Annotated in this window: 21 protein-coding genes; 14 read left to right on the top strand and 7 right to left on the bottom strand. The window is 64.7% G+C overall.

Annotated features, from left to right (window positions below; translation table 11 throughout):
• Positions 1-10 precede the first annotated feature (10 nt).
• Complete coding sequence (locus tag AC0L3C_RS26170) at positions 11-922, top strand: NAD(P)-dependent oxidoreductase (RefSeq protein ID WP_473409327.1); 912 nt, start codon at positions 11-13, stop codon at positions 920-922.
• 11 nt (positions 923-933) lie between these two features.
• Positions 934-2,007 (top strand): malate/lactate/ureidoglycolate dehydrogenase, encoded by a 1,074-nt coding sequence (locus AC0L3C_RS26165; protein WP_473409326.1) that lies wholly within the window; start codon positions 934-936, stop codon positions 2,005-2,007.
• A 161-nt stretch (positions 2,008-2,168) separates the two neighbouring features.
• On the opposite strand, the gene AC0L3C_RS26160 is transcribed toward AC0L3C_RS26165, so the two are convergent.
• Positions 2,169-3,242 (bottom strand): tartrate dehydrogenase, encoded by a 1,074-nt coding sequence (locus tag AC0L3C_RS26160; RefSeq protein ID WP_473409325.1) that lies wholly within the window; start codon positions 3,240-3,242, stop codon positions 2,169-2,171.
• 157 nt (positions 3,243-3,399) lie between these two features.
• Between AC0L3C_RS26160 and AC0L3C_RS26155 the strand changes: the two genes are divergently transcribed.
• Positions 3,400-4,176: an SDR family oxidoreductase gene (locus AC0L3C_RS26155; protein WP_473409324.1), complete on the top strand. Its 777-nt coding sequence runs from the start codon at positions 3,400-3,402 to the stop codon at positions 4,174-4,176.
• 156 nt (positions 4,177-4,332) lie between these two features.
• Positions 4,333-5,751, top strand: coding sequence for an amidase (locus tag AC0L3C_RS26150; RefSeq protein WP_473409322.1), 1,419 nt, complete (start codon positions 4,333-4,335; stop codon positions 5,749-5,751).
• Between the two features lie 70 nt (positions 5,752-5,821).
• On the opposite strand, the gene AC0L3C_RS26145 is transcribed toward AC0L3C_RS26150, so the two are convergent.
• Entirely contained in the window at positions 5,822-6,925 is a 1,104-nt protein-coding gene (locus tag AC0L3C_RS26145; protein ID WP_473409321.1) for an amino acid ABC transporter permease, read from the bottom strand.
• Between the two features lie 2 nt (positions 6,926-6,927).
• Positions 6,928-8,115, bottom strand: a complete 1,188-nt coding sequence (locus tag AC0L3C_RS26140; RefSeq protein WP_473264102.1) for an amino acid ABC transporter permease — start codon at positions 8,113-8,115, stop codon at positions 6,928-6,930.
• An 86-nt stretch (positions 8,116-8,201) separates the two neighbouring features.
• Here AC0L3C_RS26140 and AC0L3C_RS26135 point away from each other — a divergent pair, with 86 nt between their 5' ends.
• The 4 genes from AC0L3C_RS26135 (at position 8,202) to AC0L3C_RS26120 (ending at position 12,167) form a co-directional block, all read left to right on the top strand.
• A complete protein-coding gene (locus AC0L3C_RS26135; RefSeq protein ID WP_473264103.1) occupies positions 8,202-9,074 on the top strand; it encodes a MurR/RpiR family transcriptional regulator in 873 nt (290 codons plus the stop codon).
• Positions 9,075-9,077: 3 nt separating this feature from the next.
• Positions 9,078-10,427 carry an aspartate aminotransferase family protein gene (locus tag AC0L3C_RS26130; RefSeq protein WP_473264104.1) on the top strand — a complete coding sequence of 450 codons (1,350 nt, stop codon included), beginning with the start codon at positions 9,078-9,080 and terminating at the stop codon, positions 10,425-10,427.
• Positions 10,428-10,439: 12 nt separating this feature from the next.
• On the top strand, positions 10,440-11,453 hold the full coding sequence (locus AC0L3C_RS26125) for an amino acid ABC transporter substrate-binding protein (RefSeq protein WP_473409320.1): 1,014 nt from the start codon (positions 10,440-10,442) through the stop codon (positions 11,451-11,453).
• A gap of 63 nt (positions 11,454-11,516) precedes the next feature.
• Positions 11,517-12,167 carry an aspartate/glutamate racemase family protein gene (locus AC0L3C_RS26120; RefSeq protein ID WP_473264106.1) on the top strand — a complete coding sequence of 217 codons (651 nt, stop codon included), beginning with the start codon at positions 11,517-11,519 and terminating at the stop codon, positions 12,165-12,167.
• On the opposite strand, the gene AC0L3C_RS26115 is transcribed toward AC0L3C_RS26120, so the two are convergent.
• On the bottom strand, positions 12,164-12,811 hold the full coding sequence (locus AC0L3C_RS26115; protein ID WP_473264107.1) for a TetR/AcrR family transcriptional regulator: 648 nt from the start codon (positions 12,809-12,811) through the stop codon (positions 12,164-12,166). The genes AC0L3C_RS26120 and AC0L3C_RS26115 overlap by 4 nt on opposite strands.
• A 134-nt stretch (positions 12,812-12,945) precedes the next feature.
• Here AC0L3C_RS26115 and AC0L3C_RS26110 point away from each other — a divergent pair, with 134 nt between their 5' ends.
• The 5 genes from AC0L3C_RS26110 to AC0L3C_RS26090 are packed head-to-tail and all read left to right on the top strand — an operon-like array spanning position 12,946 to position 17,709.
• On the top strand, positions 12,946-13,155 hold the full coding sequence (locus tag AC0L3C_RS26110) for a ferredoxin (RefSeq protein WP_007607931.1): 210 nt from the start codon (positions 12,946-12,948) through the stop codon (positions 13,153-13,155).
• A gap of 57 nt (positions 13,156-13,212) precedes the next feature.
• Positions 13,213-14,436 (top strand): cytochrome P450, encoded by a 1,224-nt coding sequence (locus AC0L3C_RS26105; RefSeq protein ID WP_473264108.1) that lies wholly within the window; start codon positions 13,213-13,215, stop codon positions 14,434-14,436.
• Between the two features lie 33 nt (positions 14,437-14,469).
• Positions 14,470-15,792, top strand: coding sequence for an MFS transporter (locus tag AC0L3C_RS26100; RefSeq protein WP_473279521.1), 1,323 nt, complete (start codon positions 14,470-14,472; stop codon positions 15,790-15,792).
• Between the two features lie 3 nt (positions 15,793-15,795).
• Positions 15,796-16,458 carry a sulfite oxidase-like oxidoreductase gene (locus AC0L3C_RS26095; protein ID WP_473264110.1) on the top strand — a complete coding sequence of 221 codons (663 nt, stop codon included), beginning with the start codon at positions 15,796-15,798 and terminating at the stop codon, positions 16,456-16,458.
• 27 nt (positions 16,459-16,485) lie between these two features.
• Entirely contained in the window at positions 16,486-17,709 is a 1,224-nt protein-coding gene (locus AC0L3C_RS26090; RefSeq protein WP_473409319.1) for a bifunctional alpha/beta hydrolase/OsmC family protein, read from the top strand.
• 10 nt (positions 17,710-17,719) lie between these two features.
• Here AC0L3C_RS26090 and pdxR read toward each other — a convergent pair whose 3' ends face one another.
• Complete coding sequence (gene pdxR, locus AC0L3C_RS26085; protein WP_473409350.1) at positions 17,720-19,150, bottom strand: MocR-like pyridoxine biosynthesis transcription factor PdxR; 1,431 nt, start codon at positions 19,148-19,150, stop codon at positions 17,720-17,722.
• 99 nt (positions 19,151-19,249) lie between these two features.
• On the opposite strand from pdxR, the gene AC0L3C_RS26080 reads away from it, so the two are divergent.
• Entirely contained in the window at positions 19,250-20,164 is a 915-nt protein-coding gene (locus AC0L3C_RS26080; RefSeq protein WP_473409318.1) for a DMT family transporter, read from the top strand.
• Here the strand turns inward: AC0L3C_RS26080 and AC0L3C_RS26075 are convergent.
• Together AC0L3C_RS26075 and AC0L3C_RS26070 are read right to left on the bottom strand one after the other, a co-directional pair.
• Entirely contained in the window at positions 20,143-21,201 is a 1,059-nt protein-coding gene (locus AC0L3C_RS26075; protein ID WP_473409317.1) for a YeeE/YedE family protein, read from the bottom strand. The two genes, AC0L3C_RS26080 and AC0L3C_RS26075, sit on opposite strands and share 22 nt — an antisense overlap.
• A gap of 2 nt (positions 21,202-21,203) precedes the next feature.
• Positions 21,204-22,208, bottom strand: a complete 1,005-nt coding sequence (locus tag AC0L3C_RS26070) for a quinone oxidoreductase family protein (RefSeq protein ID WP_473409316.1) — start codon at positions 22,206-22,208, stop codon at positions 21,204-21,206.
• Positions 22,209-22,216: the final 8 nt, after the last annotated feature.

Genomic DNA, 22,216 nt, shown 5'->3' with positions numbered 1-22,216 from the left:
GGAGAGAACCATGCGCGGAGTTTTCGTCGACGCCAATGAAGCTCTCGCCGTGATCATGGAGCGGCTGGAGCAGCCGGGCGATCCCAAGGTGCGGATCCACAGGGATCCCGACATCAAGCCCGAACAATATCCTGAAATCCTCGACGGCGCCGAGATCGCGATCGTCGACCACACCGCGCTGCCGACCGATGTCGCAAAGAAGTGCGCAGGCCTGAAGCACGTCGTGTTCCTCGGCACCGGCGCCCGTAGCTACATGAACCCGGAGGAGCTCGCCGAGCTCGGCATCTCCGTGCACCTGATCAAAGGCTACGGCGACACGGCGGTCGCGGAATGCGCGATCGCGCTGATGTGGGCTTCGGCCCGCGTCATCGCGATGATGGACCGCGAGATGCGCGGCGGAAACTGGCTCCGCGAAGACGGCATGCAGCTCACCGGCAAGACGCTCGGCCTGATCGGCTTCGGCGGTATTGCCGCTGAAGTCGCGCGCATCGCCTCGGGCAGCGGCATGAAGGTAATCGCCTGGAACCGCTCGCCGAAGAGCTATCCGGGCGTGGAATTCGCCGATCTCGATACGGTGTTGGCGAGAGCAGACGTCGTGTCGCTGCATCTGCTGCTCAACGACGAGACGCGCGGCATGATCACCCGCGAGATGATCGCGAAGATGAAGCCGGGCGTCATCCTCATCAACACCGCCCGCGCTGCCGTTGTCGATGAGATCGCCATGATCGATGCGCTGAAGTCGGGCCACATCCGCCATGCCGGCCTCGACGTCTTCAACATCGAGCCATTGCCCGGCGATCATCCGCTGACGAAACTGCCAAACGTGACATTGTCGGCGCATTCGGCGTTCCGGACCCCGGAGGCGAGCGAGAACCTGATTGGCGCGGCGTGGGAGCACTGCCGCCGGATCGTGAAGGGATGAGAGCACCAACAATGGCCGACTATCGCACCATCAAGGCACAGCCGCTCATCGAAGCCATCAGCGCCATCGTCAAGGCCGGCGGCTCCACGGACCGCGAGGCCGAGTTCGTGTCCACCAATCTGGTCGAGGCCAACCTCAAGGGACACGACTCGCACGGCGTCGGCATGATCCCACGCTATGTCCAGAGCGTCACCACAGGCGGCCTCGCCGTGAACCAGCACGTCAAGATCGTGCTCGACACTGGTCCGCTTCTTACCCTCGACGGGCTCACCGGCTACGGCCAAGTGATCGGCCATGAAGCGATGGAGCTGGCTGCCGAGCGCGCCAAGCGCAACGGCGTGTGTCTCGTCGGCCTCTCCAATTCGCACCATATCGGCCGCATCGGCCACTGGGCCGAGCAGTGCATCGACCACGGGCTGGTCTCGATCCACTTCGTCAACGTGATCTCGCGTCCGATCGTGGCCCCCTGGGGCGGCAGCGATGGGCGCCACGGCACTAATCCGTTCTGCGTCGGCATCCCGCGCGCGGGCAAGGACCCCATCGTGCTCGATTTCGCCACCAGCAGGATCGCGCAGGGCAAGACCCGCGTCGCCCACAACAAGGGCGTCGAGCTCGAGCCCGGCACCATCATCGACAACGAGGGCAAGCCGACCACCAACCCGCGCTACACCGTGATCCCGCCGCACGGCGCCATCCTGCCGTTCGGCGAGCACAAGGGTTCGGGGCTCGCGCTGGTGTGCGAAATCCTCGGCGGCGCGCTCTCCGGCGGGCAGGTGGTCAAGGGCCCCTCCGACGGCAAGCACAACGTCCTCAACGGCATGCTCTCGATCGTCATCGACCCGAACAAGCTCGGCACCGCCGAGAATCTCGCGCGCGAAGTCGAGAGCTTCGTCGCCTGGCACACCGGCTCACCGCCGGCCCCCGGCGTCGACAAGGTGAAGATCGCCGGCGAGCCCGAGCGCGAGACGAAGAAGAAGCGGCTGGCTGAGGGTATTCCGGTCGATCCGACCACCTGGCGGGATATTTTGGAAGCTGGGAAGCAGTTTGGGCTGGATCAAGCCGCGATTGAGAAGATCGCGGGCTAAGTCATTACAACCGGTGTCGTCCCGGCGAAGGCCGGGACCCATAACCACAAAAAGCAGTTTGACGAAGGCTCGGAGCTACCAGCTTCACTCCACAACCACTCCCTGGGGTTGTGGGTCCCGGCCTTCGCCGGGATGACCCCGTACGTAGTTGGTGACTCGGCTTAATCCACCATATCCGCAACCGCCTTGCCGCAAGCCGCGGTGTCGGCGTTGCCGCCGAGATCCTTGGTGCGGAGCGTGCGCTCCGCCAGCGTGCGCTCGATCGCATCGACGATCGACTTGCCGGCTTCCTTCTCGCCGAGATGCTCGAGCATCATCGCACCGGACCAGATTGCGCCGATCGGGTTGGCGATGCCCTGCCCCGCGATGTCGGGCGCCGAGCCGTGCACCGGCTCGAACACTGACGGGAAATTGCCCTCGGGGTTGATGTTGCCCGACGGCGCGATGCCGATGGTGCCGGTGCAGGCCGGGCCGAGATCGGACAGGATGTCGCCAAACAAATTGGAGCCGACCACGACGTCGAACCAATCCGGGTGCAGCACGAAGTTCGCCGTCAGGATGTCGATGTGGTACTTGTCCCACTTCACGCCCGGGAACTTCTTCGCCATCGCCTCCACGCGCTCGTCCCAATAGGGCATGGTGATGGAGATGCCGTTCGACTTGGTCGCCGAGGTCAGGTGCTTCTTCGGCCGCGACTGCGCGAGTTCGAACGCAAACTTCAGGATGCGATCGACGCCGATGCGGGTCATCACCGTCTGCTGCGTCACAAACTCGCGGTCGGTGTCCGGGAACATGCGGCCGCCGACGGAGGAATATTCACCTTCGGTGTTCTCGCGCACCACCCAGAAATCGATGTCGCCGGGCTTGCGGTTTGCCAGCGGCGACGGCACGCCCGGCATCAGCCGCACCGGGCGCAAATTCACATACTGATCGAACTCGCGGCGGAACTTGATCAGCGACCCCCAGAGCGAGACGTGATCCGGAATCTTTGCCGGCCAGCCGACCGCCCCGAAATAGATAGCGTCGTGCTTGCCGATCTTTTCCTTCCAATCGTCCGGCATCATCTGGCCGTGCTTCTCGTAATAGTCCCAGGACGAGAAGTCGAAATGATCGAAATGGAGGGACACCCCGTGCTTCTTCGCCGCGGTCTCCAGAACGCGCAGACCCTCCGGCATCACTTCCTTGCCGATGCCGTCGCCGGGAATGACCGCGATCCGGTATTGTTTCTTGCTCATCGAGAACGTCCTTGATTGCTCCGGCAGCCGCCGTCTTTTTGACCGCACTGCAATGGACCAAACGCGACGGCAGTGCAACGCTGCACTGCAATGTTGACGATGGCGCGGCCAGCCCCCTACTGCTTTCATTCCTGTTCCTCTCCTGCGAGTAACTCCCATGGATCTGCATCTGCGTGGCAAGCGTGTCCTGATCACGGGCGCGTCCAAGGGTATCGGCGCAGCCGCCGCCGAGGCCTTTGCCGAGGAAGGCTGCCATCTCCTTCTCGCCGCCCGCAACGGCGATCAGCTGAAGGCCCTGGCCGAGCGCTTGCGCTCGGCGCACCAGATCGATGCCACCACGAGCATCGTGGATTTGCGCAAGAGCGAGGATTTGACGCGGCTCGCCAAGGAAGCCGCCGACATCGACGTGCTCGTCAACAATGCCGGCGACATTCCCGGTGGCTCCATCGACAAGATCGACGAGGCGACCTGGCGGCACGCCTGGGACCTGAAAGTGTTCGGCTACGTCAATCTCACGCGCATGATCTACGCGCAGATGAAGGCAAAGGGAGGCGGCGTGATCGTCAACGACATCGGTGCCGCCGGCGAGAAATTCGACGCCAATTACATTTGCGGCAGCGCCGGCAACGCAGCGCTGATGGCCTTCACCCGCGCGCTCGGGGGCAAAAGCCTCGCCGACAACATTCGCGTGGTCGGCATCAATCCCGGCCCCGTCGGCACCGACCGTCACGTCACCCTGCTGAAGACGCGGGCAAAGCACCAGTTCGGCGACGAGAGCCGCTACAAGGAATTCCAGAAGAGCCTGCCGCTCGGCAGGCCTGCGCATGCGCGCGAGATCGGCGACCTCATGGCGTTCCTCGCGTCCGATCGCGCAGGGTATACGTCGGGGGTCATCTATACGGTGGATGGCGGAATCAGCGCAGGATGGGGTTAACTCTATCCACGTCATTACGAACGCAGCGACTTGTCCGCCGAAGCTTAGCGAAGGCGGAAGCAATCCAGAAATGTATCTGCGGCAAAAGCCTGGATTGCTTCGTCGCTTCGCTCCTCGCAATGACGGGGCCTAGAAACAAGCACAGGAGTAAAATAGTTGTCTCAGGACTTGATCCGCGAATCCGCTTGCGCCGTGGTCGACAAGCTGCGGTCCGGCGACGTCTCGCCGCTGGAGCTCTTGGATGTGCTGGAGAAGCGCATCGGCGAAGTCGACGGCAAGGTCAACGCACTGCCGACGCTGTGCTTCGATCGCGCGCGGGATAGCGCAAAGGCGCTGATGCGGAAGCCGGCGGGTGCGCGCGGATTGCTCGCCGGTCTGCCGGTGCCGATCAAGGACCTGACCGATGTTGCTGGCGTGCTGAACACCCAGGGCTCGCCGATCTTCAAGGACAACATCCCGGCGTCGTCCGACATCCTGGTCGAAAATCTCGAGGCCAACGGCGCGGTCGTCTATGCCAAGTCGAACACGCCGGAGTTCGGTGCGGGCGCCAACACCTTCAACGAGGTGTTCGGCGCAACCCTCAATCCCTGGGATACGTCCAAATCGGCAGCCGGCTCGTCAGGCGGCGCGGCCGTTGCGCTCGCCACCGGCATGGCCTGGCTCGCGCAAGGCTCCGACATGGGCGGCAGTCTGCGCAGTCCGGCAGCTTTCTGCGGCGTCGTGGGCATGCGGCCGAGCATCGGCCGGGTCGCACATACTCCAAAATCAGCCATCGATCGTAACCTTGGCGTCGTCGGTCCGATGGCGCGCAGCGTCGAGGATCTCGCGCTGCTGCTCGATGCCATGAGCGGCGACTATGCATCCGATCCACTGTCGCTTCCCGCGCCTGCAACCTCATTCCTGTCGGCGGCACAATCAGGCAAGAAGCTGAAGCGCATCGCCTATTCGGCCGATCTCGGCATCACCCCGGTCGATTCCGAAGTCAAAGCGATCACACGCAAGGCGGCGGAACGCTTTGCCGAAGCCGGCGCCATCGTTGAGGAGGCGCATCCGGATTGGCGCGAGGCGCATGAGTGTTTCCACGTGCTGCGTGCGTTCGACTTCGCGATCAGCAAGGCGCAGCTGCTGCGCACCAAGCGCGACCTGCTCAAGCCCGAGGTGATCTGGAACATCGAGGAAGGCCTCAAGCTCACTGTCGAGCAGCTCGAACGCGCCGAGGCGCAGCGCGTCGGCATGACCGCGCGCGCGATCGAGTTCTTCAAGAGCTACGATCTGCTGCTGGTACCGACCACGATCGTGCCGCCCTTCCCGATCGAGCACCGCTATGTCGCCGAATGCGCCGGCAAGAGGTTCGACAACTACGTCGAGTGGCTCGGCATCGTCTACGCTATCACGCTCGCTTGCTGTCCGGCGCTGTCGCTGCCGTGCGGCTTCACCGCATCGGGACTTCCGGTCGGCCTGCAGGTCGTCGGGGCTCCGCGCGCGGATGCGCAGGTGATCGCCGGTGCGAAGACGCTGGAGGATATTCTGGGCCTGCGCGGCACGACGCCGATTGATCCGCGAGTGAAGAAGTAGGCCTCCGCTCTCGTGCCCCGGACGCGGCGCAGCGCGTCGCGCTGCACCTTGTCCGGGACAAGAGAGATAGTCACCTTCCGCTTGTCGCCTCCAGGCTCCGGCTATACCGCGACATCGCGAAGCAGAAGACAAAATAGATCCCGGCGACGAAGATGTAGACTTCGACGGAGAATTGCTGCCACGCCGGATCGATGATCGCGGTCTTGGCCGTCGTCAGCAGGTCGAAGATACCGATAATCAGGACCAGGCTGGTGTCCTTGAAGAAGGCTATGAAGGTGTTGACCAGCGGCGGGATGACATGGCGGATCGCCTGCGGCAGGACGATCAGCCGGTTCTTGCGCCAGTAGGACAGGCCGAGCGCGTCAGCCGCCTCGTATTGCCCGCGCGGCACGGCCTGGAGGCCGCCACGAATGACTTCGGCAAGATAGGCACCCGCGAACAGGATGATCGCGACCTGCGCGCGCAGGAGCTTGTCGATGTTGAATCCGTTCGGCATGAACAGCGGAAACATCACGCTCGCCATGAACAGCAGACTGACCAGCGGCACGCCGCGGATCAGCTCGACATAGAGCACGCTGAGGGAGCGGATCGCCGGCAGTTTTGAGCGCCGGCCAAGCGCGACGAGGATGCCGAGCGGGAAGCCGAAGGCCAGACCGAAGGTCGCCAGGATCAGCGTCACCGGCAAGCCGCCCCAACGGTCCTGCGAGACGAACGACAAGCCGAGTATGCCGCCCCACATCAGCACGCTGATCAGCGCGAGCGCTCCGATCCAGAGATAGGCCAGTTCGCGCCGCCATAAGGCGCGGCGGGTGGAGAGATAGAACAGGGCGATGAACAGCAGTACCGCCAGCGCCGGCCGCCACTGCTCGTCGAACGGATAGGTGCCGAACAGGATGAAGCGGTATTTTTCGGGGATGATCGCCCAGCATGCACCGACGCCGCGTACCGCGCGGCAGGCGCTGGAATCGTTCGCCGGGGTGAGCCAGATCGCATTGGCGATGCCCCATTGCGCGAAGCTGAAAAGGCCTTTTGCGAGCACCGCCAGCAACACGACCGAGAGGATGCCGTTCGGGATCGACGAGAACAGATTGGCGCGCAGCCAGCGCAGCACCGGATTGCCAATTTGCGGGCGGGCGGTGCGCGGTGCTTCCGGAATCTCGGCGATCGCCGTCATGGTCAGCGCTCCACCAGCGCGATGCGCGAATTGTACCAGTTCATGAAGAAGCTGATGCCGAGGCTGATGGTCAGAAACACCGCCATGATCAAAGCAATCGCCTCGATCGCCTGGCCGGTCTGGTTCAACGTCGTGTTCGCGATCGAGACCACGTCCTGATAGCCGATCGCCACCGCGAGCGAAGAGTTCTTGGTCAGGTTGAGGTACTGGCTCGTCATTGGCGGCACGATCACGCGTAGCGCCTGTGGCAGGATGATCTGCCGCAGCATGAAGCTGCGGCGCAGTCCCAGCGCATTGGCGGCATCCCACTGCCCGCGCGGCACCGACTGGATGCCGCTGCGCACGATCTCGGCGATGAAGGCCGAGGTGTAGGTGACGAGCGCGATCAGCAGCGCGAAATATTCCGGCGCGAGCGTCAGTCCGCCGACGAAGTTGAAGCCGCGCAACTCAGGCCATTCGATCGTCCAGGACACGCCGAGCAGCACGGACACCGCCGCGGGCAACACAACGAGCAACCCGAGCACAAAAGGCCAGGCCGGCCGCGGCTTGCCATCGCGCATCTGCTGCGCGATGAGCCGCCGCCGGATGACGTAGAACACGACGAGCCCGAGCACTGCCGTGCCGAGCACCCAAAGCTGCGGCGTCTCGATCGGAATCGCCGGCAGGATCAACCCGCGATTGGACAAGAACACGCCCTCGATCGGCCGCCATGCCGCGCGCGCGGCCGGCAGCGCCTGCATCAGCACGTACCAGAACAGGAGCTGGAGCAGCAGCGGGATGTCGCGGAGCGTTTCGACATACACCGCGGCGAGCCGCGACAGCAGCCAATTGGCCGACAGCCGCGAGATGCCGATCACCGTGCCCAAGATGGTTGCAAGCACGATTCCGATCACGGCGACGCGCAGGGTGTTGGCGACGCCGACGACGAAGGCCCAGAGATATGAGTCTCTCGGATTGTAGGCGAGCAGGCTATCGGAGATGGGCATGCCGGCCTCACGGCCGAGGAATGCAAAACCGGTCGTGATGCGGCGCGCGGAGAGATTGGTGACGGTGTTGGACCAGAGGAAGACGATGACCGCGACTGCGATCCCGACCACCACGGCCTGCCAGAACAGGCCTTTCAGCTCGCGTTGTCCGAAAGCGCCGAAGAAGCGGCGGCGCGGCGGCGGTCTCGGAGCGTCTGACGTCACAGCACAAAAATCCTTCTCAAGACGGCGATTTCCGGCGGCGTACGTCAACTGTTGCACCAAACTCTACTTTGTGCAACAAATGTTTCATGGCCGAGCCCGCGAAATCCTCGCCGCTGAGCGAACTGCGCATTGCATTGCCATCGCTTCCGATGCGACTGCAGGAGGTCGGGCGTTTCGTCGCGGCGAATGATTACGACGCCACCACGCGTTCGATGCGCGATCTCGCAGCGGTCGCCGGCGCCGATCCCGCCGCGTTCACGCGGCTTGCCAAGGCGATCGGCTATTCGGGCTGGGATGAATTGCGTGCGGCGCTGACGGAGGCGCGGCGGCCCTCGCAGATCGCGCCCTTCTCCGGCCGCGCCAAAAGTCGCCGCCACGGCCCGAACGCCGATGTTGCGCTCGTCACCGAGAAGCTGCAGGCCGAGGCCGCCGGCCTTCCGCGCATCCCGGCCCAGCCGATTGCGGAAGCGGCGCGTGCGCTCCACGACGCCAAGCGGATCTGGATCACCGGCTACCGAAGCTGTCGCAGCGTCGCGGAACTGCTGAACTACGAACTCCGGCTGTTTCGTCCCGAACAGGTGCAACTCGTCGGCGCGTCCGGCCCCGATGATCTCGACATGGGCGCGTTCCGGCCCGGCGAGGCCGTCATCGTCATCGGCTTCATGCCCTACACCCATGCGAGCGTCCGGGTCGCGCAGGCCGCCTATCGCGCCGGCGCGGCCCTGATCGCGATCGCCGATAGCCCTTCGGCGCCGATGGCTGAAGGCGCCGATCACGTGCTGCTGTTCGAGGCGGCCTCCTCTCCCGGCTTTTTCCCGAGCCTCACCGGCGCCATTGCGATCGCGCAATCGCTCGCCGCCGTGACGTTTTCGCTCGGCGGCACGACCGCGAAGAAGCGCCTTGAGAATACCGAGGCGCGGCTCGCCGCGGCTTCAACTTACGTATCCGAGAAAGGTTGACCCATGGCCGCTCGCACCAGCCGTGTGCTGCATCGCTCGCTGCGCGAAACGCCGCCCAAGGCGATCGGCGGCGAAGGCGTCTATCTCTTTGCCGAGGACGGACGCCGCGTGATCGACGCCTCCGGCGGCGCGGCGGTCTCTTGTCTTGGCCACCAGCATCCGCGCGTGATCGCAGCGATCACGAAGCAGGCTTCGACGCTGGCCTACGCTCACACAGCCTTCTTCACGTCCGAGCCGGCGGAGGCGCTGGCCGAGAGGCTGGTCGGGCATGAGCCCGGTGGCCTCGCCTACGCCTATTTCGTCAGCGGCGGATCGGAAGCGATCGAAGCCAGCATCAAGATCGCGCGGCAGTATTTCATCGAACGCGGCGAGCCGCAGCGGCAGCACTTCATTGCGCGGCGGCAGAGCTATCACGGCAATACGCTCGGCGCGCTCGCGGCGGGCGGCAATGCCTGGCGCCGCGCGCCCTACGCGCCGCTGCTCTCAGACGCCTTCAGCCATGTGACCCCGGCTTTCGCTTATCACGAGAAGCACGAGAGCGAATCCGACGCACAATTCGTTGCCCGGCTTGCGGCCGAACTCGAAGCCGAGTTTCAGCGCCTCGGCCCCAACACGGTCGCCGCATTTCTCGCCGAGCCCGTCGTCGGCGCCACCGCTGGTGCTGTGACGGCGCCGGACGGCTACTTCAAGGCGGTGCGCGAGATCTGCGACCGACACGGCGCCCTGCTCATTCTCGACGAGGTCATGAGCGGCATGGGCCGCACCGGCACCGCGCACGCCTGGGAGCAGGAAGGCATCGCGCCCGACATCCAGGCGATCGCCAAAGGTCTCGGCGGCGGCTACCAGCCGATCGGCGCGATGCTCGCCAGTGGCAAGGTCATCGACACAATCCGCTCAGGCTCGGGCGCCTTCCTGCACGGCCACACCTATCTGGCGCACCCTCTCGCTTGCGCTGCTGCGCTCGCGGTGCAGGACGTGATCCGCGAGGACGGCCTGCTCGATCGGGTCAAGGAGCGCGGCAAGCAGCTCGAGCAGCGGCTCACCGAGCGCTTCGGCAATCACCGCCATGTCGGCGACATCAGGGGCCGCGGCCTGTTCTGGGCGATCGAGCTCGTCGCCGATCGCGCCAGCCGGACCTCGTTCGATCCCGCGCTGAAGCTGAACCAGAAGATCAAGGCCGAGGCCTTCGCCAACGGTCTCGGCTGCTATCCCGGTGGCGGCACCGTGGACGGCGTCCGTGGCGACCACGTGCTGCTGGCGCCGCCCTATATCACCTCCGCGGAGGAGATCGACCTGATCGTCGACAAGCTCGGCACGGCTGTCGACAACGTATTGTGTCGTGTCAATCAGTGAGGGGAGAATAGCATGATGAGGAAAGTGGTTATCGTAGCCGGCTTGCTCGCGGCATCGACAGTCGTCGCGGCGGCGGCAACGCTCGACACTGTGAAGAGCCGCGGCACGCTGATATGCGGCGTCAGCGCCGGTTTTGCCGGCTTCTCCGCACCGGATTCGCAAGGCAACTACAAGGGTCTCGACGTCGATTATTGCCGCGCACTCGCCGCCGGCGTGCTCGGCGATGCCACCAAGGTGCGTTACGTCTCGCTGACCGCGCAGAACCGCTTCACCGCGCTCCAGTCCGGCGAGATCGACGTGCTCTACCGCAACTCGACGCAGACCTATCTGCGCGGTGTCACGCTGGGCCTGCGGCAGGGTCCAATCAACTTCTACGACGGCCAGGGCTTTGTGGTGAAGAAAGACCTCGGCGTGAAGGAGATCAAGGATCTCAAGGGCGCCACCGTCTGCGTCGCGCAGGGCACCACGCATGAGGTCACGCTCGGCGACTACGGCCGCGCCAACGGCATCGACTGGAAGCCGCTGGTGTTCGACCGCGTCGACACCATGTACCAGACCTTCTTCGGCGGCCGTTGCGATGCCATGACCCAGGACGCTTCCGCGCTCGCCGGCGCCGTGACGACCGCGGCGCCGAACGCGGCCGACTACGTCGTGCTGCCGCAGACCATCAGCAAGGAGCCGCTCGGCCCCTTCACCCGCAATGGCGACGAGGTCTGGAGCGACATCATCACCTGGCTGCATTACGGCTTGATCGAGGCCGAAGAGCTCGGCGTCACACAAGGCAGTGTCGACGAGATGGCGAAGTCGCAGACGCCCGCGATCCAGCGCCTGCTGGGCGCCTCCGGCGATCTCGGCTCGCGCCTCGGGCTCGACAACAAATGGCTGGTCACGGCCCTCAAGGCCACCGGCAATTACGGCGAGATCTACGAGCGCAATGTCGGCAAGGCGAGCCCGCTCAAGCTCGAGCGCGGCCTCAACGGCCTCTGGAGCAAGGGCGGCTTGATGTACGCGGTGCCGTTCAAGTAAACGTTTTGCGTGTCCCGGACGCGCTGCGTCCGGGGCACGCGACCTCCCATCAGGTAACGTTCAATGCCGACGTCTCCTCGCATCGCCCTCATCCACGCCCTCAAGCATTCCATCGCTCCGATCGAAGCTGCGTTCGCGAAGGCGTGGCCGGAAGCACGGCTGATGAACCTGCTCGACGACAGCCTCTCGTCGGATCTGGCGCGTGACGGCAAGCTCAATGATGCCATGACCGAACGCTTTCTTGTGCTCGGCCACTACGCCGCGGCGACAGGCGCGGATGCGATCCTGTTCACCTGCTCGGCCTTCGGTCCCTGCATCGAGGCGGTCGCGCGCGCGCATGCGCCGATGCCGGTGCTCAAGCCGAACGAAGCCATGATCGAACGGGCGGTGACGATGGGCCAGCGCATCGGCCTGCTCTCGACATTCGCGCCGACGCTGGCCTCGATGCCGCCGGAGTTTCCTTCCTCCGTCCAGATCGTACCGAAGCTTGCCGAAGGAGCGCTGGCCGCGCTCGACCGCGGCGACCGCGCGACTCACGACCGGCTGATCGTGGAAGCCGCACATGATTTGCGCGATTGCGACGTCGTCGCGCTCGCGCAGTTCAGCATCGCGGCAACTGCGCCCGTAGTGGCAGAAGCTACCGGCCGCCCCGTCGTGACCACGCCTGAAAGCGCCGTCGAGAAGCTGATGAAGTTGCTGAAAGCGAAGACCTAGGCGCCAGCCTTTTTCCGGCGCCGCGCACCCTTGATCGCCGCCGCAAGTGCCGCCTTCGTTTCGCTGACAAAATCCTCGACAAGGTCCTCGCGCGTGGCATGGGCCGCCTCGCCGGTGAACAGTCCCTGCTCGGCCAGCATCACCACGCCGTGCACCGCCGCCCAGATCTTGAGCGCCTGCCGCTCGCGCAAGTAATCAACTGCCGGAGCTTCCAGCGCCTCGACCACGAGCGCAAAGGTTTCGCGCGTCGCTTCGTGCAGCTCGCTGCCTTTCGCCGCACACGACACCGTGCGCGAGGCGAACATCAAGCGATAGACACCGTTGCGACGTAAGCCGAAATCCAGCGTCGCCTGCGCCAGCAGCGACAGTTTCGACCGCTTCGACGGCTTTGCCATCGCCGCCCGCAAGATCCCGCTGAGCTGCCGGAACGCCTCCGCCGTCACCGCCGCAAGCAGCGCCTCGCGATCGGCAAAATGGCGGTAGGGCGCCGGCTGCGAGACGCCCAGCTGCTTTGCCAGCGCTTTGATGCTGATCGCCTCCGTTCCACCCTGCTCGGCTTCGCGCAGTGCGGCCTTGATCAAGGCGTCGCGGAGATCGCCATGGTGGTAGGTGTTCTCGGGCTTGCGGGCGAGTTGTGAACGCATGTTGCGCAGAGCCTATAAGTTTGCGCTTGACAGGGGAAGCCTGCCGCGAATGTAATAGCCTATAACTTGAACAAAAATTCAAATGGGAGCGCGCGCCGGCTTCGGCCGGGGTGCACACGACCGAGGAAGCCGCCATGACAGAGCGACTGAGGGTTCACGTCGATCCCGACAAATGCCAAGGGCACGCGCGCTGCAAGGCGCTGGCGCCGGAGTTGTTCGAGCTCGACGAATACGGCAACGCCCACGAAGCCGGCGACGGCACCGTCCCGCCCGGCCTCGAAGACAAGGCCTGGCTTGCCAAATCCAATTGTCCGGAAATCGCGATCGACGTGATCGAGGAGTAGCGCGCCCGGCTTCTGCCCGCGTGCCTTCCGTGACCACGAGCCCCGAGGGATTTCGAGATGTCCGACATCAGCCAGCCCGCCGCCCATCCGCCCGTGACCGACTGGGTCCATGATTTCGACCACACCGATCCGCAATGGACGGAAGATCCCTTCCCGATCTGGGACGAGCTGCGCGCCGCAAGCCCGATCGTGCATACCGACCGCTTCCTAGGCTGCTATCTGCCGACGACCTATGAAGCGGTGCGCGAGATCGCTAACGACAGCGAGCATTTCTCCTCGCGTCGCATCATCGTCCGCGACGTGCGGCCGGAAATCACCAGCAGAAACGCCGCCCCGCCGATCACGTCCGATCCGCCGGTGCACAAGCCAGCCAAGCAATTGCTGCTGCCGCCGTTCACGCCGGACGCGATGAAGAAGCTGGAGCCGCGGGTGCGCGCGATCTGCAACGAGTTGATCGACGGCTTCATTGCTGAAGACCGGCTCGACGCGGCAGAGCGCTACACCAAGCACATTCCGGTTCGCGCAATCGCCCACATGCTCGGTATCCCCGAGACAGACAGCGATCTCTTCATCCGCTGGATCCACATGATCCTGGAACTTGGCATCAAGGACGAAAACACGTTGCTACAGGCGGTGCACGAGATGAGCGCCTATTTCAGTGGCCATATCGAGGCGCGCAAGCAAAAGCCGACCGACGACCTCATTTCCTACCTGATGAATGCCCGGGACAAGGACGGCAATCCGCTCGAGGATTCACACGTGCTGGGCTCGTTGCGCCTGCTCCTGATTGCCGGCATCGACACCACCTGGAGCGCGATCGGCTCCTCGCTGTGGCATCTTGCCCGGACGCCCGCCGATCGCGAGCGCCTGATTGCCGAGCCCGGGCTGATCCCGACCGCGGTGGAGGAGCTGCTGCGCGCCTATTCGCCGGTGACGATGGCCCGCGAAGTCGTCAAGGAGACCACGGTCTCAGGCTGCCCGGTCAAGGCAGGCAATATGGTGCTGCTGTCCTTCCCGGCCGCCAACCGTGACCCGAAAATGTTTCCGGATGCTGACAAGGTCGTGATTGACCGCCGCGAGAACCGCCACGCAGCTTTTGGCCTCGGCATCCACCGCTGCGTCGGCTCGAACCTTGCGCGCATGGAGATGCAGGTTGCGCTGGAGGAATGGCTGAAGCGAATTCCGGACTTCGCCCTCGATCCGGCAGGCACGGTGACCTGGTCCCAGGGAACCGTCAGAGGCCCCCGCCAGTTGCCATTTTTGCTTGGAAAGGCGATGTAGACCTTTCCAAACTGCGATACGGAGAGGCCGGACGTGACTGAGCAGCTAAACCGACCGGCCTCCGACCACATTGACATCGCCGACGCCAAGCGCCGGATCAAGGCGATCTTCATCGGCTCGATCGGCAATCTCGTCGAGTGGTACGACTTCTACGCCTATACCGCGTTTGCGCTCTATTTCGCTCCCGCCTTCTTTCCCGGCAACGACCCCGTCGTCCAGCAATTGAATGTCGCCGTCGTATTCGCGGCGACCTTCCTGATGCGGCCGCTGGGCGGCTGGCTGTTCGGCTATATCGCCGATCATTACGGGCGGCGCATCTCGCTGACGCTGTCGGTCGTCTTCATGTGCTTCGGCTCGCTGATCATCGCGTTGACGCCGACCTACGCCACGATCGGCTTCGCCGCGCCGGTGATCCTGGCGCTCGCCCGCGTCATCGAAGGCTTGAGTCTCGGCGGCGAATACGGCGCCAGCGCCACCTACCTCAGCGAGGTCGCCGACCCCAAGCACCGCGGCTTCTATTCGAGTTTCCAATACGTCACCCTGATCGGCGGCCAGCTCACCGCGATCATCGTGCTGCTGCTTCTGCAAAAGATCTTCCTCACGCCGGAGGAATTGAGAGCCTGGGGCTGGCGCATCCCGTTTGCGATCGGTGCGGCGCTCGCGATCTTTGCCGCGGTGATGCGGCGCGGCTTGCACGAGACCGAGGCCTTCGAAGAAGCCAAGAAGGTGGTGAAGCCGACCGGCTCGCTCACCAATTTGCTGCGCTATCCCCGCGAGTTGCTCCTGGTGGTCGGCCTGACCGCGGGCGGCACTGCGGCGTTCTACACCTTCACCACCTACATGCAGACCTTCGTCAAGCTTTCGGTGGGGTTGACCGAGGACCAGACCACTTTCGTGATCTTCGGCACGCTGATCTTCGCGACCATCCTGCAGCCGATCTATGGCGCCATCTCCGACAAGATCGGCCGCAAGCCGCTGCTGATCTTCTTCGGCGCCGCCGGCACGCTCGCAACCGTGCCCCTGCTGATGACGCTGAAGGAGACCAAGTCGCCCTTCATCGCGTTCATCCTGATCTGCTGCGCCTGGCTGTTCGTCGCCGGATACACCTCGATCAACGCCGTAGTGAAGGCCGAGCTGTTCCCGACCAATGTCCGCGCCCTCGGCGTCGGCCTGCCCTATGCGATCACCGTCTCGCTGTTCGGCGGCACGGCGCCGGCGATCGCGCTCTATTTCAAGAGCATCGGGCATGAGGCGTGGTTCTACTACTATCTCGCCGGTATCATCTGCCTGTCACTGATCATCTATTCCACCATGCGCGACACCAAGCACGCCTCTGCGATGCACCGCCACGAGTAGCCGATGGCCGAAGACAACGAGCCGCCCGACAGCAAGCTGACGCGCACCAAGGAAAAATGGGCGCGTGAAGGCCGCTTTTTGACCGGCAAGATCACGCGCCCGGAAGATCAGCGCCTGCCGCCCGGCCAGCATCTGACAAAAGACTGGCCGGTGCTCGATCTGGGCGTCGTGCCGCCGATTTCGCGCGAGCGCTGGCGGCTCGACGTCTACGGCGCGATCGAGACCCCCGTGTTCTGGACCTTTGCAGAGTTCGCCGCCCAGAAGCAGGCGCGGTTCACCTCCGACATCCACTGCGTCACCACATGGTCGCGCTACGACAATGAGTGGGAGGGGCTCGCCACGCGCGAGCTGCTCGCGGCCTGCCAGCCGCGCCAGGACGCGCGCTTCGTCGTGCTGCATTCCCATGACGGCTACACCACTAACCTCGCGCTGGACGACTTTGCCGCCGATGACGCATTGCTCGCCCATAGCTGGTCCGGTGAGCCATTGTCGGCCGAACATGGCGGCCCGGTGCGGCTGGTCGTGCCGCATCTGTATTTCTGGAAGAGCGCCAAATGGGTTCAGTCGATCGAATTCCTGACCGAGGACGCGCCGGGATTCTGGGAAGTCCGCGGCTATCATAACCGCGGCGATCCCTGGGCAGAGCAGCGCTATTCGGGCGATTAGATTCAAAGCAAGGACGGGGGGAAGCCCATGCCGACAGAGCGCTTTCAATTCATCGGCGAAGGCGGCCATCAACTTTCGGCCGCGCTGGAGCTACCCGACGGCGAGCCCGCGGCCTTCGCGCTGTTCGCGCATTGCTTCACCTGCGGCAAGGACACGCTGGCCGCCAAACGCATCTCGGTCGCGCTCGCCGCCAAGGGCATCGCGGTGCTTCGCTTCGACTTCACCGGGCTCGGCTCGAGTGAAGGGGATTTTGCCAATTCGACGTTTTCCTCAAACGTGGCCGATCTCGTGCGCGCGGCCGATCATCTGCGTAGCGTCCGCAAGGTGCCATCCATCTTGATCGGTCACAGCCTCGGCGGCACCGCGATCCTTGCGGCAGCAGGACAAATCCCGGAAGCCAAGGCGGTTGTGACCATTGCGGCACCGTCCGATCCCGCCCACGTCACCGGCCTGTTCAAAGAGCATCTCGACGACATTCGCACGCAAGGTGAGGTCGAAGTCTCGCTTGCAGGACGCCCGTTCCGGATCAAGCGCGAATTCCTCGACGACATCACCGAGCACGAACTGATGAAAGACGTCACCGGCCTGCACAAGGCGCTGTTGGTGATGCATTCTCCGGTCGACGATACCGTCGGCATCGAGAATGCGACGAAGCTCTTCGTCTCCGCCCGGCATCCCAAGAGCTTCGTCTCGCTCGACCATGCCGATCATCTCCTGACCAAGCCTGCCGACGCGCTCTACGCAGCCGACGTGATCGCGGCCTGGGCAAGCCGGTACATCGACACGGCAAAACCTGCGAAGGCGATGGATCTCCCCGAGGCGCCGCGCCGGGTCGTGGTGCAGGAGACCCGCAAGAGCAAGTTCAACCAGACCATCTCCGTCGGTCCGCATCAGCTCATCGCGGACGAGCCGGTCGCCGCCGGCGGCGAGGATGCCGGCCCTGGTCCCTACGATCTCCTGCTCGCTGGCCTCGGGGCCTGTACCTCGATGACTATGCGTCTCTATGCCGACCGCAAGTCGCTGCCGCTCGATCGTGTCACCGTCTCGCTGAAGCATTCCAAGATCTATGCAAAAGACTGCATGGAGTGCGAGACGCGCGAGGGCATGCTCGACCAAATCGAGCGCGACATCGCGATGGACGGCGCGCTCGATCCCGAGCAGCGCAAGAAATTGATGGAGATCGCCGACAAGTGCCCGGTGCACCGGACGCTGACCTCGGAAATCCGCATCGTGACGAGGGCTGTGGCCTAGGACGCTGGCGCTAGAAGCACGACGCCATCGTTCGCAATGCCGCGGTGATCTCGCCCTCGCGCCAGGCCGCGAAGCCGAGCAACAGACCGTGATCGCGCGGCCTGCCAACTGCCAAGCCGGACAGGGCACGCGTTTCAACGCCCGCTTCGACCAGCCGCTTGACCGCCGCCTGATCGGCGCGACCGCGCTTGAGGCGCGCGACGAGCTGAATGCCGCCCGGGGGCACTTCGGCCGCGAGCGCTTCCCCTAAATGGCGCTCCAATCCCTGCACGAGGTGATCGCGGCGGGCGTGATAGATCCGGCGCACCCGGCGCAGGTGCGCCAGGAAATGCCCGTCGGCAATGAACTCGGCCAGCGCTTCCTGGACGTGGCTCGGGGCGATCAGCCCGATGTGCCGCTGTGCGATCTCCAAGGTGTTGACCAGGGACGGCGGAACGACGAGGTAACCGAGCCGGATGTCCGAGGTCATGGCCTTGGAGAACGTGCCGACATAGAACACGCGGCCATGGGCATCGAGTCCCTGCAAGGCCGGCACCGGCCGGCTGTCATAGTGGAATTCGCCGTCGTAATCGTCCTCCACGATCCAGGTCTTGCCGGGCCTGCTCAGGCCAAGAAATTCCGTGCGGCGCGAGAGCGACATCAGGCGACCGGTCGGGTGTTGGTGCGACGGCGTCATGAAGATCAATGTCGGGGTCGCCATCCCCGGAATCCGCTGCATGCCCTGCTCGTCCAACCTGATCCCGGTCACGCGCGCACCGGACGCGCGGAAGGCGGCTGCGGCGCCGGGGTAGCCGGGATCCTCGACCCAGACGTCGTCGCCGGGCGTGATGAGGGCAGCCGCAATCAAGGTCAGCGCCGCCTGTGCGCTCGGCAGAATCAGGATCTGATCCGCCGTCGCGCGCACACCCCTGCTGGCCGCGAGATAGTGTGCCAGCGCCTCGCGCAGGCGCGTCCGGTTGACCGGTCCAAGCTCGCGCTTGGCCGCGCGCACGGCGCTGCGGCGCAGGCAGCGCGCCCAGACCTCGTTTGGAAACTCCCTGAAATCGCCGTGCCCGGGACGCAAGGGTCTCATTCGCGCCTGATAAGACATCGGCCAGTCGGTTTGCGTGAGGCTCGAGGCCCAGGGCGAAAGCCGCGGCTTGCCAGGGCGCATGCGAGATGCGACGGCGCCCGCCTCTGCGACGCGCTCGCCGCCGTCGACTGTGACCATCGGACGGCGGCCGTGCGAGGCTTCGAGATATCCCTCGGCGGCGAGCTGCTCGAACGCATAGCTGACGGTGTTGCGCGAGACGCCGAGATCGCTCGCAAGCCGGCGGCTCGACGGCAGCGTGCGGCCTTTGCCGAGGCGGCCCGTCGCGATCAAGCTTCGGAGCTGGCTCGTCAGCTGAGCCACCAGTCCGTTGTCGTCGGCCCGGTTCAGGTCGATCAGGGCGGAAATCATGCTGTCCGGAACTGGCACCTTAATCCTTTCCGATCTGGCACTTTTTCAGGTGCCAAACGGGATGCTATTCGCCTGATAGAACTGCTTCAAGGATTTCCGATGAACTCCCTCTCACCCCGCGCGGCCGTCGGCCTGTTCCTCATCGTCGTGCTGGCCTGGGGCGTGAATTGGTCGGTGACGAAGCAGCTCGTCCAGTTCCTCCCGCCCCTGTGGACGTCGGCAATCCGGAGCTGGATCGCGCTGGCCGGATTGTTCGCGATCCTCGGACTGAGCAACAATCTGGTGATCCCGGAGCGGCGCGACATTCCGGTAATCCTCAGCGTCGCACTGCTGCACATGACGGTGTTCTCGGTGCTGGTTGCGACTGGTGTGCGCTTCCTGCCCGCAAGCAAGGCCATCGTGCTGGGCTACACCACGCCGCTCTGGGTCGCGATCGCCGCGCCGCTGCTCGGGAAGGACACGCTGACCGCCCCAAAGCTGGCCGGCGCCTTGCTCGGGCTGATCGGCCTTGCCGTGATCCTGAATCCGGCATCGATCGACTGGACCAACACCAATGTCGTGCTCGGCGCCGGCATGATCATCCTGGCCGCGATTTCATGGGCCGCGAACATCATCTATATCCGCGCGCATCGCTGGAACGCGTCCCCGCTCCAGCTTTTGATCTGGCAGGTGCTCGTGGCGACGATCGTGCTGACTGGATCGGCCGCCGTGACGCACGGACTGCCGCACGCGGAATGGTCGTGGAGGCTCGTGCTACTGTTCCTGTATTCCGGCTTGATCGGGACGGCGCTGGCCTATTGGGCGATGTCGATGGTCAACAAGAGCATCTCGGCGCTGACGACGTCGCTCGGCACCACCGGGACGCCGCTCGTCGGTATCGCCACTGCCGCGATCCTGCTGGGTGAACCCATCGACATGAGCCTTGTCATCGCAGCCGCGCTGATCGTCACGGGCATCGGCCTCGCGACGCTGGGCGACCGGTTGCTCCGCCGTCAGGCTACGGCCAGCGGCTGAACACGCAGGCTTCCGCGCAGGCCAGCCGTCGTGCCCAGCAGGATGCCGGTGATCGCGACGAACGAGCCCAGCGCCAGCGTCGACACGCCGGTGAGCCCCTGCCCGATCGAACAGCCGAACGCCATCACACCGCCGATGCCCATCAGCGCAGCGCCGCCAGCCGATCGCAGCATGTGACGTGGCGAGGAATAGCCTTCGAGGTGGAAGCGGCCCGTGGCAAGGGCGGTGACCAGACTGCCGGCGAAGACGCCGGCAACTGTCGCGATGCCGAAGTTCAGCGTCAGGCCGGTCGAGAGCATGGCATATTGCAGGCTGTCCGCGATCGGCGCGATGAACGTGAGCGAGGTCACAGGGACGGGGTTGAAATCATCCGCGCCGAGATAGCCGGTGACGAACCAGCCGCCCGCGACGAGAAGACCGACGATGACACCGGCCGCAATCTGGCCGGGCGAACGCCGGAACGCCGGGTGCGCGAAAGCAAACAGGATCAGCACAACGACAACGACAGAAGCGGCCATCGCGCGCGAAACCGCTTCAGCCGGACCGAACATGGCCAACAATGACGGCAGCGAATTCACGTTGACCGTGGTTTGCGAGGCCTGGACCAGCGCTATGCGCGCCGGCGCGATCAGGCCTTTGAGCGTCATCTGCGCGGCGATGGCGAGCACGACCACCACGACGAAGGAGCGGAGATTGCCGCGACCGAGCAGCACCAGCGCGCGCGAACCGCAGCCGTTCGACAGCACCATGCCGTATCCGAACAGAAGCCCGCCGAGAAACAGTACTGGCACCGAAAAGGACTGTTGCAGGTAGATCGATTTGCCGAGATCGACCATGCCGTTGCCGGCGAGGAATTGGCTCGCTGCCGTCGCGACCGCGATCGCCAGCGCATAGGTGCGTACCAGCCGCCCATCCCCCTCCGACAACCAGCCGCGCATGCTGCTCATCAGGCAGAAGCCGCTGAGCAGGCCGACGGCGCCGTAAACCACGCCAATGACGAGGCCGGCGAGGACGACGAGCTGGGTGGACGATTCCATGATCAAGGCTTCAGGATCACACGATCCCGCGACGAGCCGGCAACGGCGACATAGGCCTCCTTCGCGCGTTCGAGCGGATAGACGGCGTTCGCCTTGATCGGGAACGGTTTCAGGTGCCCGCTCGCGAAGCCCGGGCCGAGGTCACGCAGCACAGCGCCTGTCGCGATCGACGACAGGCCGAGCGTGTCGATGCCGACATAGGTATGTTGCCCGCGGTAGAATTCGAGAATGTTGAACTGCACGATGCGGTCGATCGCGGCGATCAGGATCTGGCGGCCGCGAAGCGCGAGCGACTTGTGCGCCGCCTGGAAATAGGGATCGCCGACCGTGTTGAAGACGATGTCGGCGCCTCTACTATCGGTCAACTCGCGCACGCGCGTGGGGACATCGGTCGTGGAAGCGTCGATCACCTCGATGGACGCGTTGGTATGGCCCTCATAAGCTTCCGCCTTGCGCACCACGCCGATGACACGCGCGCCCTGCCACGTCGCGATCTGCACCGCAGCTTGACCGACCTTGCCATTGACGCCGAACACGAGAACGGTCTCGCCGCTCTTCGGCCCACCGGCGCGGCGAAAACCCTCCATGGCGGTGACAAAGGGCACCCCGATGCCGGCGGCCTCCTCCCAGGACACGGTCTTGGGCTTATCGACCACCGCGTCGGATTCAACGACGAGATGGCTGGCGTGAGTGCCGTCGCGACGGATGCCGAGATCGCCGGAGGAGCCGAACACCTCGCGGCCGATGGTACCGGCCGGCCCCTCGATCACCACGCCGGCGTAATCGCGACCCGGCGTGCGTGGGAAGACGGCATACGGCATCAGCCCGGTCGCGGCCTTGACGTCGGAGGGATTGACGGCGGCGGCCTTCAGCTCGATCAGCAGATCGCTAGGGCCGCGAACAAGCGCGTGAGGCTCGACCACCGGCGCAACCGCAGCCGCGTTCTCGGCCTTGGCATTGAGGCGCACACAGCGCGCGTCGACGGCTTTGGGATCGGCTGTTGACATGGAAAGAC

The organism is Bradyrhizobium sp. WSM4872 (assembly GCF_055811715.1).
The sequence above is the reverse complement of the archived record's forward strand: the minus strand, read 5'-3'. Positions and strand labels throughout refer to the sequence as shown.